Source organism: Planomicrobium sp. CPCC 101110 (assembly GCF_007859395.1).
GTDB lineage: Bacteria > Bacillota > Bacilli > Bacillales_A > Planococcaceae > Planococcus.
Map to the genome: position 1 here is coordinate 990,383 of NZ_VOHD01000003.1, position 13,993 is coordinate 1,004,375.

Annotated in this window: 17 protein-coding genes; all 17 read left to right on the plus strand. The window is 42.0% G+C overall.

Going from position 1 to position 13,993, the window contains the following annotated elements:
• Positions 1–10: 10 nt before the first annotated feature.
• The 17 genes from fliM (at position 11) to FQV30_RS04895 (ending at position 13,872) form a co-directional block, all read left to right on the plus strand.
• A complete protein-coding gene (fliM, locus tag FQV30_RS04815; RefSeq protein WP_146498983.1) occupies positions 11–1,000 on the plus strand; it encodes a flagellar motor switch protein FliM in 990 nt (329 codons plus the stop codon).
• A complete protein-coding gene (fliY, locus tag FQV30_RS04820) occupies positions 990–2,057 on the plus strand; it encodes a flagellar motor switch phosphatase FliY (protein ID WP_146498984.1) in 1,068 nt (355 codons plus the stop codon). Before fliM ends, fliY begins: the two co-directional genes overlap by 11 nt.
• A gap of 26 nt (positions 2,058–2,083) precedes the next feature.
• Positions 2,084–2,734 (plus strand): flagellar biosynthetic protein FliO, encoded by a 651-nt coding sequence (locus FQV30_RS04825; protein WP_255473310.1) that lies wholly within the window; start codon positions 2,084–2,086, stop codon positions 2,732–2,734.
• Positions 2,731–3,420, plus strand: coding sequence for a flagellar type III secretion system pore protein FliP (fliP, locus tag FQV30_RS04830; RefSeq protein WP_146498985.1), 690 nt, complete (start codon positions 2,731–2,733; stop codon positions 3,418–3,420). Before FQV30_RS04825 ends, fliP begins: the two co-directional genes overlap by 4 nt.
• A gap of 17 nt (positions 3,421–3,437) precedes the next feature.
• The gene (gene fliQ / locus FQV30_RS04835; RefSeq protein ID WP_146498986.1) at positions 3,438–3,707 is read left to right on the plus strand and encodes a flagellar biosynthesis protein FliQ; all 270 of its coding nucleotides are present in this window, start codon (positions 3,438–3,440) and stop codon (positions 3,705–3,707) included.
• A gap of 10 nt (positions 3,708–3,717) precedes the next feature.
• Positions 3,718–4,497 (plus strand): flagellar biosynthetic protein FliR, encoded by a 780-nt coding sequence (fliR, locus tag FQV30_RS04840; RefSeq protein WP_146499575.1) that lies wholly within the window; start codon positions 3,718–3,720, stop codon positions 4,495–4,497.
• A complete protein-coding gene (gene flhB, locus FQV30_RS04845; RefSeq protein WP_146498987.1) occupies positions 4,498–5,592 on the plus strand; it encodes a flagellar biosynthesis protein FlhB in 1,095 nt (364 codons plus the stop codon).
• 21 nt (positions 5,593–5,613) lie between these two features.
• Complete coding sequence (flhA, locus tag FQV30_RS04850) at positions 5,614–7,668, plus strand: flagellar biosynthesis protein FlhA (RefSeq protein ID WP_146498988.1); 2,055 nt, start codon at positions 5,614–5,616, stop codon at positions 7,666–7,668.
• Positions 7,668–8,825, plus strand: coding sequence for a flagellar biosynthesis GTPase FlhF (gene flhF, locus FQV30_RS04855; protein ID WP_146498989.1), 1,158 nt, complete (start codon positions 7,668–7,670; stop codon positions 8,823–8,825). The genes flhA and flhF overlap by 1 nt, the downstream gene beginning before the upstream one ends.
• Positions 8,818–9,675, plus strand: coding sequence for a MinD/ParA family protein (locus tag FQV30_RS04860; RefSeq protein ID WP_146498990.1), 858 nt, complete (start codon positions 8,818–8,820; stop codon positions 9,673–9,675). Before flhF ends, FQV30_RS04860 begins: the two co-directional genes overlap by 8 nt.
• Positions 9,676–9,713: 38 nt before the next feature.
• Positions 9,714–10,493 (plus strand): FliA/WhiG family RNA polymerase sigma factor, encoded by a 780-nt coding sequence (locus tag FQV30_RS04865; protein ID WP_146498991.1) that lies wholly within the window; start codon positions 9,714–9,716, stop codon positions 10,491–10,493.
• Between the two features lie 32 nt (positions 10,494–10,525).
• Positions 10,526–10,996, plus strand: a complete 471-nt coding sequence (locus FQV30_RS04870; RefSeq protein WP_255473311.1) for a DUF6115 domain-containing protein — start codon at positions 10,526–10,528, stop codon at positions 10,994–10,996.
• 6 nt (positions 10,997–11,002) lie between these two features.
• The gene (locus tag FQV30_RS04875; RefSeq protein WP_255473312.1) at positions 11,003–11,446 is read left to right on the plus strand and encodes a YaaR family protein; all 444 of its coding nucleotides are present in this window, start codon (positions 11,003–11,005) and stop codon (positions 11,444–11,446) included.
• Positions 11,447–11,478: 32 nt separating this feature from the next.
• Positions 11,479–11,832, plus strand: coding sequence for a PilZ domain-containing protein (locus tag FQV30_RS04880; protein ID WP_146498994.1), 354 nt, complete (start codon positions 11,479–11,481; stop codon positions 11,830–11,832).
• 32 nt (positions 11,833–11,864) lie between these two features.
• Positions 11,865–12,212: a PilZ domain-containing protein gene (locus FQV30_RS04885; protein ID WP_146498995.1), complete on the plus strand. Its 348-nt coding sequence runs from the start codon at positions 11,865–11,867 to the stop codon at positions 12,210–12,212.
• Between the two features lie 401 nt (positions 12,213–12,613).
• Positions 12,614–13,159, plus strand: a complete 546-nt coding sequence (locus FQV30_RS04890; protein ID WP_146498996.1) for a DUF2179 domain-containing protein — start codon at positions 12,614–12,616, stop codon at positions 13,157–13,159.
• Between the two features lie 269 nt (positions 13,160–13,428).
• Positions 13,429–13,872 (plus strand): VanZ family protein, encoded by a 444-nt coding sequence (locus FQV30_RS04895; protein ID WP_255473313.1) that lies wholly within the window; start codon positions 13,429–13,431, stop codon positions 13,870–13,872.
• Positions 13,873–13,993 lie beyond the last annotated feature (121 nt).

Below are 13,993 nucleotides of genomic sequence, written 5' to 3' on the forward strand. Positions count from 1 at the left end.
AGAGAATGCTGTGGCGGATGTTTTTTCTGAGGAAAATATCAATACTCTTCTTGCGACATTAGCGAAAGAAGAACCAGAACGGGATGGGGACGGAACTGGAAGAAAAGTCCATACGTATGATTTTAAAAAAGCGCTTCGCTTTTCGCAAGACCAAATCCGTACGTTGACCCGAATACATGAAAACTTTGCGCGTTTGCTTACTTCTTACCTTTCAACACAACTTCGGACTTTCGTCCAAATTTCCGTTGATTCGGTAGAAGAATACGCATATGAAGCTGTAATACAAAATATAGAGAAAAGGTCCATACTAGGCGTTTTTAAAGCGCCACCGTTGCATGGCAATATGATTATGGAATTTTCTCCAACTGTCTCTTATGTCGTGTTAGACAGATTGCTTGGCGGCCAGGGTAATATCACTCAAAAAACCAATGAGCTTACTGAAATAGAAATTAATGTGATTCAACGTGTTTTCATTAATGCTTTAAACAACTTTGAAGAAGCGTGGTCATCTGTTGTTAAATTGACTTCCGAGTTAAGAGAACTGGAAGTCAATCCTCAATTTTTAACAATGTCACCTCCAAACGAAACCGTTATCTTAATTTCTTTGAATGCCAAAATTGGTGATGTTGAGGGAACCATAAATATTTGTTTAACTCACGTCGGGTTAGAACAAGTTTTACCGAAATTGTCTGCGCGGCATTGGTTGGCAAACCAGAAGAAAATTATCGAAAATCATGAAGTGGAAGCGCTCGAGAAAAAACTTCAGGGGACCAAACTGGATGTTACAGCGATTTTAGGTAAATCCGTCATTGAAATCGGAGACTTTTTAAGTTTAAAAAGCGGGGACATTATTCGATTGAACGAATCGTATACGGATCCAGTAACGATCATGGTTGATGATAAGCAGAAGTTTTTCGCGCAACCCGGGGTTTCAAAAGGGAAAATAGCGGTCCAAATCACCGATGTTCATGTAGAAGGAGAAGAATTTGATGACAACTGAAAAGTTATCGCCAGACGAAATCAGCGGATTATTAGGCAGGCAAAATCCGATAAAAGAGAAGAAAGCCGATAATTCTTTGACAACTTTTGAACAAGAAGCCATAACTGAGTTGTTTGCAGTAGCGTTAGGAAGTTCATCTGCCGACCTTTCTTTGTTGTTGTCAGAGCAAGTAAATATCATGCCGCCAAACCTTGCTGTTATGCCGAAAGAGATTTTGATGAAAAACGCCAAAGCGCCTTTTCACGTTGTCTTGGGTGAATATGCAGGCGGCGTCAAAGGAATTCAATTTTTATCAATTGATAAAAAAAGTGTAGAGACGATTACACAACTGGTAGATTCGAAAAGCGAAGCGGGAGACGTGGAGAAGCAGTTCGAAGTGGTCCAGCAAGTAGTCCAGCAAATGTTCACTTCAGCTTCCCGGTCAATGTCCACGGTTTTAGATGTAGAAGTGGCCTATTCGCTTTCCGGTATGGACATCATTGACAACAATGAAGATTTTCAAATTGGAAATTTCACAAAGGAAGAATCTTTTGTAGAAGCGGATTTCCAAATGCAAATCGGTACTGAACTAAGTGCCAGCTTTTGTTTATACATACCTGTCAAGCTGGCGCAGCATATAGTGAGCATTTTAACCGATACGATGATTGAAGAAAATCCGGAGGAGATACAAAGTATGGAATTCCAATCGAACAATCAAACAAGCAATTCAAAAAATACGCAAGATCCGAATACGGCGCCGAATATCCAAAGTGTCCAGTTTTCAAGTTTCGATGAAACCATCACAGCACAAGCAGAGCCGAATAACTTGAATATGCTGCTGGATATCCCATTGCAAGTGACTGTGGAACTAGGACGGACAAAAAGAATGGTGAAAGAGATACTGGGAGTTTCCCAAGGATCTATCATTGAACTCGATAAGTTGGCCGGGGAACCTGTTGATATTTTAATCAACAATAAGCTTATCGCTGTTGGAGAAGTGGTCGTTATTGACGAAAACTTCGGCGTCCGTGTAACCGATATTTTAAGTACAGCAGACCGCATTTCAAAACTGCGTTAATGCGTCTAGTAAGGAGTTTACCGAGTGTGAGCCAAAAAATTTCAAAATACGCTATGATGATGCTTTTGTTCTTTTCGTTTTTCGCATTGTCAGGTCCATCGCTTACCGAAGCGGAAGACACAAATGTGGCCGACTGGGTGGAAAACGACAAAAAAACGGATGTGAATGAAACAGAACAACCAGAAGCGGCGGTGGTGACAGAAGATAAAAGCTTGACGACTATCATCGGCAAGTTGATTTTGTACACACTGCTCATCCTGGCAATGATCTATGGGCTCATCAAGTTTTTGGCATTGCGCCAGAAAAAACTGCTGCCAAATCAGGCAGTAAAATTGATGGGCGGTACGCCGCTGGGCAACAACAAATCTCTGCAGCTTATCAAAGTCGGCAATCAGATTTACATGATCGGTGTCGGCGACCAAGTGACCTTGATCAAAGAGTTCACAGATGCCGATGAAATCAGCAGTATCGAAAAAGATTTGGATGGGCAAGCAACGCTCTTGTCGAATCCTGTGGTCAGCTTTGTCAAAGGCAAAGTGAACAACCGCACGGAAACGGGGAAAGCAACAGGATTTGAACAATTGTTCAGCCAAAGCTTGACCAAGCAAAAGCTGAAACAAGAACAACTCGAAAAAGAGTTGGACCAAGAAGAAAAAAAAGAAGGTAGTTCATCATGATGCCGGAACTTTTGCTTACCATTAATATTCCGGGCGTCGACTTTGGTGGAAGCGCGCCAGGGGACGTTTCAACAACCTTGCAGCTTTTTGCCTTATTGACAATCTTATCGCTCGCTCCGGCAATCTTGATAATGGTGACGAGCTTTACACGCATCGTCATTGTCTTGTCATTTGTCCGGACGGGCCTCGGCACGCAATCCATGCCGCCGAATCAAGTGCTGGTCGGCCTTGCTTTATTCTTAACTTTTTTCATCATGTCACCGGTTATGAATGAAATCAATGAAACGGCGCTCCAGCCTTATATGAATGGGGAAACTTCCCAGCAGGAAGCATTGGATTCAGCTTCTCTCCCAATCAAGCAATTTATGGCGGAGCATACACGGGAGAAGGACTTGGCGCTGTTTTTCAAATATGCCGGATTGGAAAAACCGGATAGCATTGAAGCAATCCCGTTCACTTCACTCGTTCCGGCATTTGCCATAAGTGAATTGAAAACTGCCTTCCAAATCGGTTTTGTTATTTTCATCCCATTTTTAGTGATTGATATGGTTGTGGCAAGCACGCTCATGGCAATGGGGATGATGATGCTTCCCCCGGTCATGATTTCGCTGCCATTTAAAATCTTGTTATTTGTCCTTGTGGACGGATGGTATTTAATAATTGAATCGCTGCTTGTCAGCTTTTAACTGAAGGGAAGAGCAAGATGACTCCAGATACGGTTTTGAAACTGGCTGAACAATCTATCTATACAATCCTGATTCTTTCCGCACCTATGCTTCTAATCGCCTTAGGAGTAGGGTTGCTGGTCAGTATTTTCCAAGCCATGACACAAATTCAGGAACAAACTTTGGCGTTTGTACCGAAAATCTTAGCTGTATTTTTATCCATCATCATCTTTGGCCCATGGATGTTGACTATTCTTTTGGATTACACGAGAAATTTGTTCCAACAGCTTCCGCAGCTAATTGGATAGTGGCCGGATGATGGATACGATTCTTGGAACTTTGCCATATGTATTGCTGATTTTTGTCCGGTTTACCAGTTTTTTTATCATGGCACCGATTTTTTCGATAAAGGGCGTGCCAAGCCAGTTTAAGATCGGCCTTGGCGTTTTTATCGCATTTATCGCCTTTACTACTATATCGGCAGAAGAGCCGATTAGTTTAGACACTTTTTATATTTTGCTGATTCTCAAAGAACTGGCAATCGGATTATCACTTGGATTTACCGCCGCCTTGGTGTTGTACACCATTCAAATTGCGGGGGCATTCATCGATTTCCAAATGGGCTTCTCCATTGCGAGTGTCATGGATCCGCAGACGGGCAGCCAGGTGCCAATTATCGGCCATTTCAAATACATGCTAGCAACGCTGTTTTTGTTGACGGTCAATGGCCATCATTTGATGCTGGACGGTATCATGCATAGCATCCAAGTGTTTCCGGTGGAAACCATCGCTTTTGCAGTTGGCATAGAGGATGTCGCCCAGTTTATCATGCAGCTGTTTATTGAAATGTTTTTAATCGCTTTGCAAATTGCCCTGCCGATTGTCGGAGCTTTGTTTTTGGTCGATATTGCACTTGGCATCTTGGCTAAAACCGTGCCTCAACTCAACATTTTTGCTGTAGGGCTTCCGTTGAAAATTTTTGTCGGATTTATCCTGTTATTGGTTTCCATGCCGATTTTCTTTTTCTTGGTACAAGTCTTGTTTGAAAGACTTATTGAAAGCATGGCCGAACTGATCAGCTTATTAGGAGGGGCATAGGTGAAAAAAAGATATCCGCTCCACTTGGATTTGCAGTTTTTCTCGGGTGAAAAAACCGAAAAAGCAACGCCGCAAAAACGCCAGGAGTCGAAAAGGAAGGGACAAGTCGCAAAAAGTGCAGAAATTCCTGCCGCCTTGATTTTGCTGGGAGGCATCATGCTGCTTAGCATTTCAGGCGGATGGATGCTCGACCATATCTTAGCCGTATACCGCATCAATTATACCCAATACATTTCCTGGGAATTGACGCCTGGCAGTGTCCGTACGCTGTTCGAGCAAATGACATTCAGTGCCGTGAAAATCGTGGCACCAATGATGATAGCCGCTGTTGTATTAGGGGCTCTTGGAAATTATGTCCAAGTAGGCGTAATGTTTACCACAGAGCCTTTGATGGCGAAACTGGAACGGCTAAATCCTATTCAAGGCGCAAAGAAAATATTCGCTGTCCGTGCGCTAGTGGAACTGCTAAAATCTTTGCTGAAAATCGTCATTATCGGTACAGCGGCTTTTCTGGTTTTGTGGTCTCAAAAAGATGAATTGTTTCTTTTGTCTCAAAAAAGCCTTGGCTATTCCTTATCATTCCTAGGGGGACTGACTGCTCAGCTTGTTCTGGTTGCAGCGAGTATCTTAATGGTTTTAGCGGTTTTGGATTATTTATATCAAAAGTTTGAATTTGAAAAAGGAATCCGGATGTCTAAACAAGACATTCGCGATGAAATAAAGAAAGCGGAAGGCGATCCGCTGATCAAGTCGAAAATTAGAGAGCAGCAGCGGCAGATGAGCATGAACCGCATGATTCAGGACTTGCCCAACGCGGACGTCCTGATCACCAACCCAACGCACTACGCAGTCGCCATCAAATACGATGCGGAAACCATGGAAGCTCCCACGGTCATTGCGATGGGAAAAGATCATCTGGCGTTGAAAATCAAGGAAAAAGCAAAGGAACATGGCATTGTAATTATGGAAAACAAACCGCTCGCCCGCGCACTTTATGCTCAAGTAGAGGTAGGGGATACAGTTCCCGAAGACTTGTTTTTGGCGGTGGCCGAGGTTTTAGCATATATTTATCGATTAAAAGGCAAGATCAAATAGAGCCGTCGCAGGAGGAAATTAATGAAAGCCAAAGATTTTGTTATCTTAGTATCCGTCATCATGATTGTCGTAATGATGGTCATTCCGCTTCCGCCATTATTGCTGGATGTATTGATTATGATCAACCTCAGTATTTCCTTGACGATTATTCTCGTTGCGATGAATACGAAAGAGGCATTGGAATTCTCGATTTTTCCAACACTGTTATTGCTCACTACTTTGTTCAGATTAGGATTGAATGTATCGACGACCCGGTCAATCTTATCAAACCGGACTGGCGGCGAAGTTGTTGAGACATTCGGCCAGTTCGTAGTCGGCGGCAGCCCGGTTATCGGAATTCTTGTCTTCTTGATTTTGGTCATTATTCAGTTTTTGGTCATTACAAAAGGGTCTGAACGTGTTGCTGAAGTAGCGGCGCGCTTTACACTCGACTCAATGCCAGGGAAACAGATGAGCATTGACGCCGATCTCGGGGCAGGCATGATTTCCGATCAAGAGGCGAAAAAACGCCGGGAGAAAGTTGGCCAGGAAGCAGACTTCTACGGTGCCATGGATGGCGCCAGCAAATTCGTCAAAGGGGATGCGATAGCCGGAATCATTATCGTCCTTATTAATATCATTGGTGGTTTGATCATCGGTATGGTTGTCCACGGCATGTCCTTTGCAGAAGCAGGGCAGCTCTTTACGTTAATGTCGATCGGCGATGGCTTAGTAAGCCAGATTCCGGCGCTGTTGATTTCAACAGCTGCAGGAATTGTGGTCACGCGCGCGGCATCCGAAGGAAACTTGGGATCGGATATTACAAGACAACTCTTTGCCCATCCAAAACTGCTTTATATTGTTGCTGGAACCCTGACGCTATTCGCAGTTTTTACGCCTCTGAGCCCGTTCTTGGTTTTGCCGGTTGCCGGCATTGTCGCATTTGGCGGATTCAAGATGCAACAGAACTTGAAAGCGGAAGAAAAAGAAGACAAAGAGGTTTCGATAGAAGGAAAAGAGCTGGAAGAAATGAAAAGTCCGGAAAGCGTCATTGATCTATTGCACGTAGACGCTATCGAGTTTGAATTCGGCTATGGATTAATCCCGATTGCCGACAAAAACCAAGGCGGAGACTTGCTGGACCGGGTCATTATGATCCGACGGCAATGCGCCATTGAACTGGGTATCGTCGTTCCAGTTATCCGGATTCGCGATAATATCCAACTACAGCCAAATGAGTATGTAATCAAAATAAAAGGCAACCGTGTTGCTTCAGGAGAAATCTTGTTGGATCATTATTTGGCAATGAGCCCTGGATTCGATGATGAAACGATTGAAGGCATTGAGACCGTGGAACCGGCATTCGGCATGCCCGCTCTTTGGGTCAATGAAGAAATGAAGGAAGAAGCGGAAATGTCAGGTTATGCCATCGTAGACCCGCCATCAGTTGTTTCGACTCACTTGACGGAAGTCATCAAGCGCCATGCACATGAACTGATCGGACGACAAGAAGTGAAAGCCCTAATTGAAAATATCCGGGAAAATTCTCCAGCAGTTGTTGAAGAATTGATTCCGAATATGATGGCTATCGGTGAAGTGCAAAAAGTGCTGATGAAGTTGTTGAAGGAAAAGGTTTCCATTCGGAATATGCTAGTGATTTTAGAAACTTTGGCCGATTATTCAGTCCATACGAAAGATCCGGATGTTCTAACGGAATATGTACGCCAGGCGCTGTCAAGGCAGATTACGCTGCAATACGCGACAGCGAAAGAGCCGTTGCAAGTGATTACCGCGGGGGCAAGTCTTGAGAAAAAAATTGCGGATTCCGTGAACCGGACAGAACAAGGCAGTTACTTGTCGATTGATCCGGAATCGTCGCAACAAATATTCCAGCGCATTTCCGAGCAGGCCGCGCAGCTTCAGCAAACCGGCATTCAGCCGATCCTGTTGACGTCGCCAGCTATTCGCATGTATATGCGGCAGTTTATCGAGCGCTTTGCACCAGATCTTCCGGTGCTGTCTTACAATGAATTGGAGCCGGAAGTTGAGATTCAAAGCGTCGGGGTGGTTAATATTGGCGGGGTGGTTAGTACGTAATGAGATTAAAAACTTATATTGTCCAAAATATGACTGAAGCGATTCCTATGATTAAGCGTGATCTTGGATCTGATGCCTTGATCTTGAATACGAAAAAAATCAAGACAGGCGGTTTTCTCGGTTTTTTTAAAAAAGAAAAATTGGAAGTGATCGCGGCTGTCGAGACCAAACAGTTGGAGCAGAAAAAACAGGCGAAAGAAAGAAAATCGGAAATTCCGCCTTTGAAGAAACAAAAACCGGCAGAGGAAGCTGGACTGGCCGAAAAAGCAGGAAAGCATAGTAAAGAAGAGCCAAATGTGGACATGATGAATGAACTGAAGAACATCAAGCATGTCATGATGCAAGTAATAGGAGAGAATCGCTTGCCTGAAACATTAAAACCGCTCAACCGCCGTTTAACCCAGCAAGAAATCGCACCGGAAATCCAATCGGAACTTTACGCTAAATTAATGCTTGCACTGGATCGGCAGCCAGATCTTGCTGAGAAAGGCTTAAAAGGCCTTGCACGCAATGAAATCATGGCACTAGTAAAGAAACACCAAAAAAAGCTGGTCGACAAAGATCCGGATATCATTTGCTTTATTGGCCCAACAGGGGTTGGAAAGACCACAACAATTGCGAAAATAGCGGCAGACCTCATGCTGCGGGCAGATAAAAAAGTTGGATTGATCACTTCGGATACATACCGAATCGCGGCAGTGGAGCAGTTGAAAACATATGCCAGCATTTTGAACATTCCGGTTCAAGTTGCTGAATCGTCAGCCGATGTTCTCAAAGCAATTGACGAACTTGATGGGTGCGACATTATTTTGATGGACACAGCCGGACGCAACTACCAACAGAAGCAGTATATTGATGATTTGGAAGCGATGCTTCCGGATAAAAACAAAATTCAGATCAATTTAGTGTTAAGCCTTACTTCTAAATACGAGGATATGAGAAAAATCATAGATAATTTTCAAACTATACAAATGGACCAGCTGCTTTTGACAAAAAAAGATGAAACAAGTTCAGCGGGAGCCATTTTGAATTTGATTTATCATTATTCGATTCCGATACACCACATCGCCAACGGACAAAACGTTCCAGACGATATTTTAACAGTAACTCCTGAATTGATCGCAAACTTCGTATTAGGGGAAGATGAGAATGGTTGATCAAGCAAAACAGCTAAGAGATAAAGTCATGCAGAAAAAGGCGAAAAAAGAGCGAAGGCAAACTCGCATATTGGCGGTCACAAGCGGTAAAGGCGGAGTGGGAAAATCAAATTTCGCGTTGAATTTTGCACTAGGTTTAGTCGAACAAAACAAAAAAGTATTGATTTTTGATGTGGATTTAGGTTTTGCCAATATTGATGTATTGCTGGGACGCTCACCTGAAGAATCCATTGCCACAATGCTTGAGAAAGACTTGGCAATTTGGGACATCATCGAAGAAGGGCCGAATGGCCTGTTGTTTATCTCAGGGGGGACTGGATTTAATGATCTGTTCCAAATGGACGAGTCAAAATTGAACAAATTCTTCAAAGAACTCAGCCAAATTCAAGATATGGTGGATTATATTATTCTGGATACGGGCGCCGGGCTGTCATATGAAAATTTGCGTTTCATACTGGCAGCTGATGACGTGATTTTAGTAACAACGCCAGAACCGACATCAATTACCGATGCCTATTCTGTTGTAAAGATGGTCCATGCGAAAAATCGGAACGTCCACATGAAGCTGGTCGTCAATCAATGCACGAACGAAAAAGAAGGAATCCAGACTGCGGAAAACTTCAAAAAAGTGACGGAGCAGTTTTTGGGAAAACAAGTTGAGACATTAGGTTACATTCCAAGCGATGCCAACATTCCCGCGGCAGTAAAAAAACAAACTCCATTTTTGCTGGCATATCCAAGAACTCATGCGTCTAAGGCAATCCAAAAGCTGGCCAGTGAATACCTTGAAATTCCATTGCCTTATAAGTTGGGGCTCAAAGGATTTTTATTGAAAATGCTTTTTAAGTAACGACTGTGCATATTTAACGATTGGTGGTGGAAAAGGGATTGAACAGCAAATTGTTGGCACATGAAAAAAGTTACTGGGAAAGCTGGCAACAGGATCGAGACCCTGTTGCGGGAGATTATTTGGTCCACCGTTATTTGCCCTTGGTCGATTTTTTGATTGAGCGCTTCATGATCAGTCTTCCTAAATCAGTGGACAAAAACGATATACGAAGCTTAGCGTACGAAGGCTTGCTCGATGCGCTTGATAAATTCAACATCCAACGGGATTTGAAATTTGAAACTTACGCAACTTGGCGCATAAAAGGCGCGATTATTGATGGGCTTCGGCATAGCGACTGGCTGCCTCGGTCGGTCCGCGACAAAGTGAAGAAAATCGAAAAAGCGTATGTGGTTCTTGAACAACAAAACAATGCTTCCGTGACTGACGAAGAAGTCAGCGCATATCTTGGCATCACAAAAGCAGAGTTGAACAAAACCGTTTCCGATGCCGCGTTGTCAGCGATGATATCAATTGATGAAAATTCTCATGACGACAATGAACCGGCAGGAAAATACCATATGATAGAAGACACTAAGGCTGCTTCGCCAGAAAAGCATTTAACGGAACAAGCCATGAAGGCAGCGCTGGCGCAAGCGATCAAAGGCCTGCCTGAAAAAGAAAAGCTTGTGGTATCTCTTTGTTATTATGAAGAGCTGAAACTGACTGAAATAGCTGAGGTTTTAAGCGTTAGTGTATCACGGGTCTCGCAGCTGCATTCAAAAGCGATGCTAAGGTTGAACGCCTCATTGCAGGCGGTGAATGAACATAGTATATCCTGAATTAGGATTAGAAAAAGGCACGGGTGATTCTTATGGAATGGCTGTTAGTCACAGTTTTGCTTATACTGGCAATTTTTATCAACGTAAAATCATTTTTAGGGATTTCGGAAATCAGGCAACAGCGTCAGCAGATGATTGAAGAGTCCGAAGCAATTAGCCAAAGCATGGAAGAATTTGTTGATAGATTGGAAAAAGAGAACGACGAGCTCTATCAAAAGCTGGTGGATTATATTAAAGTGAAAGAAAGCGATATTGATGAGAAAATACGAGGACTGGAAGAAAAGTTAGGCGGCGTTTCAGTAGCGGCACCCGTTTTTGAATCGTTGCATGTGCAAAAAGAAGATGAAGGAAATGATCCTTCAATGCAGGAGCAGGAAAAAATTTCCCAGTTATACAAACAAGGATTTTCGGTAATGCAGATTGCCAAAGTTCTAAAGCTGGAACAGGGAAAAGTGGAACTTGCAGTCAACCTATTCAATAGGAAGAAAAGTTATCAAAATTAAAATGAGGTGCGCCTTTTGCGTATTGACAGACCAGTACCCATCCCGAATGATCGGATACAAAAAAATACGGTAGAAAGCAAGACAGCTGATTCATTTGCAAACGTCATTCGGAAATCCCAGGTTAAAATGCAGCATAACGCTTTGAGTCAGTTGATTTCCCGGATAGATATACATGGGGAGAAGTTAGCGAAACAAAAAACACTTGAAAATTTGAGGGATTATAAGAAACTGGTCAAGCAGTTTTTGACGGAAGCACTTAACTCTGGCTTGCAACTATCCGAAAAACAAAGTTTTCATACAGGCGGCATGAAGACCCATCAATTGTTAGAAGTGATAGATAGAAAACTTCTTGAGCTTCAGGACGAAGTCTTGGCTAATGAAAAAGAAGGCATTGAATTGCTTGAATTGATAGGGGAAATTAAAGGGCTGCTCATTAATTTGTATATGTAACTCCAGCGCAAACCAAATGGGGGGGAAGAGAAATGGATACCAATCAACGGGAATTCTTTAGAGTACGATTCAACAAGCCGATAGAAGGCGAACTTCGTATTAGTGAAAAAGACCCGTTTCAGATCGAAATTCATGATGTTAGCGTTAAAGGACTGCGTTTTGTTTCTGATATCGACTTCCCCTTGCATAAAAAACTGATATGCAATTTTTCAATATTGGACAGCTCATTTGAAGTGAAAGGTTCCATTGTCAGAAAGACTAAAGAGCGCAAAAGCATTAACTATGGAGTGATGCTTAACATAGAACCAGCTACTTTCACTGAATTATTTAGGCAATTGAATTACTATCAGATTCGAAAACGGAAAGGCACGTTAGAAGAAGTATAAAAAAGCCTTATTGGGATGTAGGGGGAATTTGAGTGAGTCAGAACCGTCGGGAATTTTTTCGGGTAAATTTTAATAATGCTTTAGAAGGAGAAATTTTAATTCCCGAACATGAATTTTTAATTGTGAAAATCCATGATTTAAGCGCAAAAGGATTAAAGTTTCTTTCTTCTTTTAGTATGCCATTGAAGACGAACTTAGAATGCCGATTCAAGTTTTTGAACAGTTCGTTCTTAGTGGATGGCATTATTGTCAGAAAAGGTGAAAATAATGGAGAAAATGAGTATGGTGTGGAGTTCGATATCGACCAAGATACGTACACAGAGTTGTTCCAAGAGTTGAATCATTACTTGATTCGACAACGGAAATCATATGTGGATTAAAAGAATATAGAGCAATAGTTACCATGCTCAGTTATCTTTTCTTAAAAAATTAAGAATAGAATTTTTTAGATAGCGACACAGCCAGCTTTTTTATATAGTGGGCTGTGTTTTTATTTTACTAGGCGAGATAATATGGAAGTAATAGTGAAAATGTTTAATCCTATAAACAGACGGAAAAGAAATAAAATAGTTTAGTAATTTTTATCGGTATGAAAGACCATTTTGAGTGGAGCTGCTAATTAGCTCAAAAGGCTACACTTCATCTAAAAGGACTTGTAAAGACTGTTGCAAGGGTTTAAAGAACGCAAAAAAAGGAATACACACGTTTACATGTTCTTTTAAGAGGGAAAAATCGAAAAATCAGCAAGAGAAAATATACAAAAGGAAGAAGGTTATCAATTTTGGGCTTGAATCCAATTCTATTAGTTGTAATCATTTTTATGATCAGTATAGTTTACGTAACATTATCGACTGTACGGATGATTCTGATGATGAAAGGCTACCGGTATTTTGCTGCGGCTTTATCGGTGCTGGAAGTTATCATTAACATTCTGGGATTAGGTCTGGTGCTTGAGAACATTTCTGAAATCCAGAACCTGATTTCGTATGCCGCAGGATTTGGGGCAGGAATCATTGTTGGATCGGTGATAGAAGATAAACTGACATTGGGATATGTGACAGCTACTGTTGTTTCCCCGCAAAATTCAGACCGCTTATCAAAGCAGCTGAGAGAAAAAGGTTATGGCGTAACAGATTGGGAAACGAATGGACATGAAGGAAAACGCCGTTCTCTCCAAATCTTGACGCCGAAAAAACATGAATTGAAATTGTATCAGACGATCAAAGAGTTAGAACCCCAAGCCTTTGTGGTAGCGAACGATTCAAAGACCATCCATGGCGGTTTCTGGATTCGGACAGTCAAACGGGGCCGATTGTTCAACTCATAATCATAATAGAAACCCGCAGCTGATTTCAGCGGCGGGTTTCTGTATGCCTTTTTCTTCCAGTAAAAACCATTGCAGCGTCTAACAAAGCAAAGTAATGGAATTTGGATTGGCATTTCTTATAAGAAGCGTATTTGGCGATGTCGAACATGGCTTCTTACTTGATTAATTTGAGCTTGTATTTGATATAATAGATTTACGTTCAAAGCTGTTAAAGGGGATTCAAACAATTGTTATTACCGTTAAATGTAGAAAGAATAAGGAATATGCTTATGTCTAAACGTAAAACACTATCGTGGGCTGCTGCTGTTTCCTGGATGGCTTTAATTTTCTTTTTATCGAGTCAGCCGGCAACCGATTCAAGTGAACTAAGTTCTGGAATAGTGGAAGTCATCTTAACAGCTGCAGAAAAAGTAATGCCTGAAGTGAAGGAGCATATAGATACGCTGCATCATATTGTCAGGAAAAATGCCCACTTCACAATATATTTGGTGCTCGGTATATTAATGATAAACGCATTGAAGCAGAGCTTTGTTTCCACCTGTAAATCCACTATTTATGCTCTTTCAATAAGTGCTGCCTTTGCAAGTTCAGATGAACTCCATCAGTTTTTTGTCCCGGGCAGAGGACCGGCTATGACGGATGTTTTGATTGATAGCGCGGGAGCGGCAGTTGGCATTGCAATATTTTTAACAATCAGGAAAAAAATAATTTAATAGCAATGCCATCAGTAAAAATCAAATCTTTTCCGGTCTCTAAAAAAGAGACCGGATTTATTTTTGAGAAATAAGAAAATCTTATTGTGTTTTTTGGAGGTTTTCACTTAATTTTGCTGGA

Coding starts and splice junctions, on each gene's coding strand:
- fliY (WP_146498984.1), top strand. CDS start 990: ATGACAACTGAAAAGTTATCGCCAGACGAAATCAGCGGATTATTAGGC.
- fliP (WP_146498985.1), top strand. CDS start 2,731: ATGATGCCGGAACTTTTGCTTACCATTAATATTCCGGGCGTCGACTTT.
- fliQ (WP_146498986.1), top strand. CDS start 3,438: ATGACTCCAGATACGGTTTTGAAACTGGCTGAACAATCTATCTATACA.
- fliR (WP_146499575.1), top strand. CDS start 3,718: ATGGATACGATTCTTGGAACTTTGCCATATGTATTGCTGATTTTTGTC.
- flhA (WP_146498988.1), top strand. CDS start 5,614: ATGAAAGCCAAAGATTTTGTTATCTTAGTATCCGTCATCATGATTGTC.
- flhF (WP_146498989.1), top strand. CDS start 7,668: ATGAGATTAAAAACTTATATTGTCCAAAATATGACTGAAGCGATTCCT.
- FQV30_RS04860 (WP_146498990.1), top strand. CDS start 8,818: ATGGTTGATCAAGCAAAACAGCTAAGAGATAAAGTCATGCAGAAAAAG.
- FQV30_RS04870 (WP_255473311.1), top strand. CDS start 10,526: ATGGAATGGCTGTTAGTCACAGTTTTGCTTATACTGGCAATTTTTATC.
- FQV30_RS04880 (WP_146498994.1), top strand. CDS start 11,479: ATGGATACCAATCAACGGGAATTCTTTAGAGTACGATTCAACAAGCCG.
- FQV30_RS04895 (WP_255473313.1), top strand. CDS start 13,429: ATGTCTAAACGTAAAACACTATCGTGGGCTGCTGCTGTTTCCTGGATG.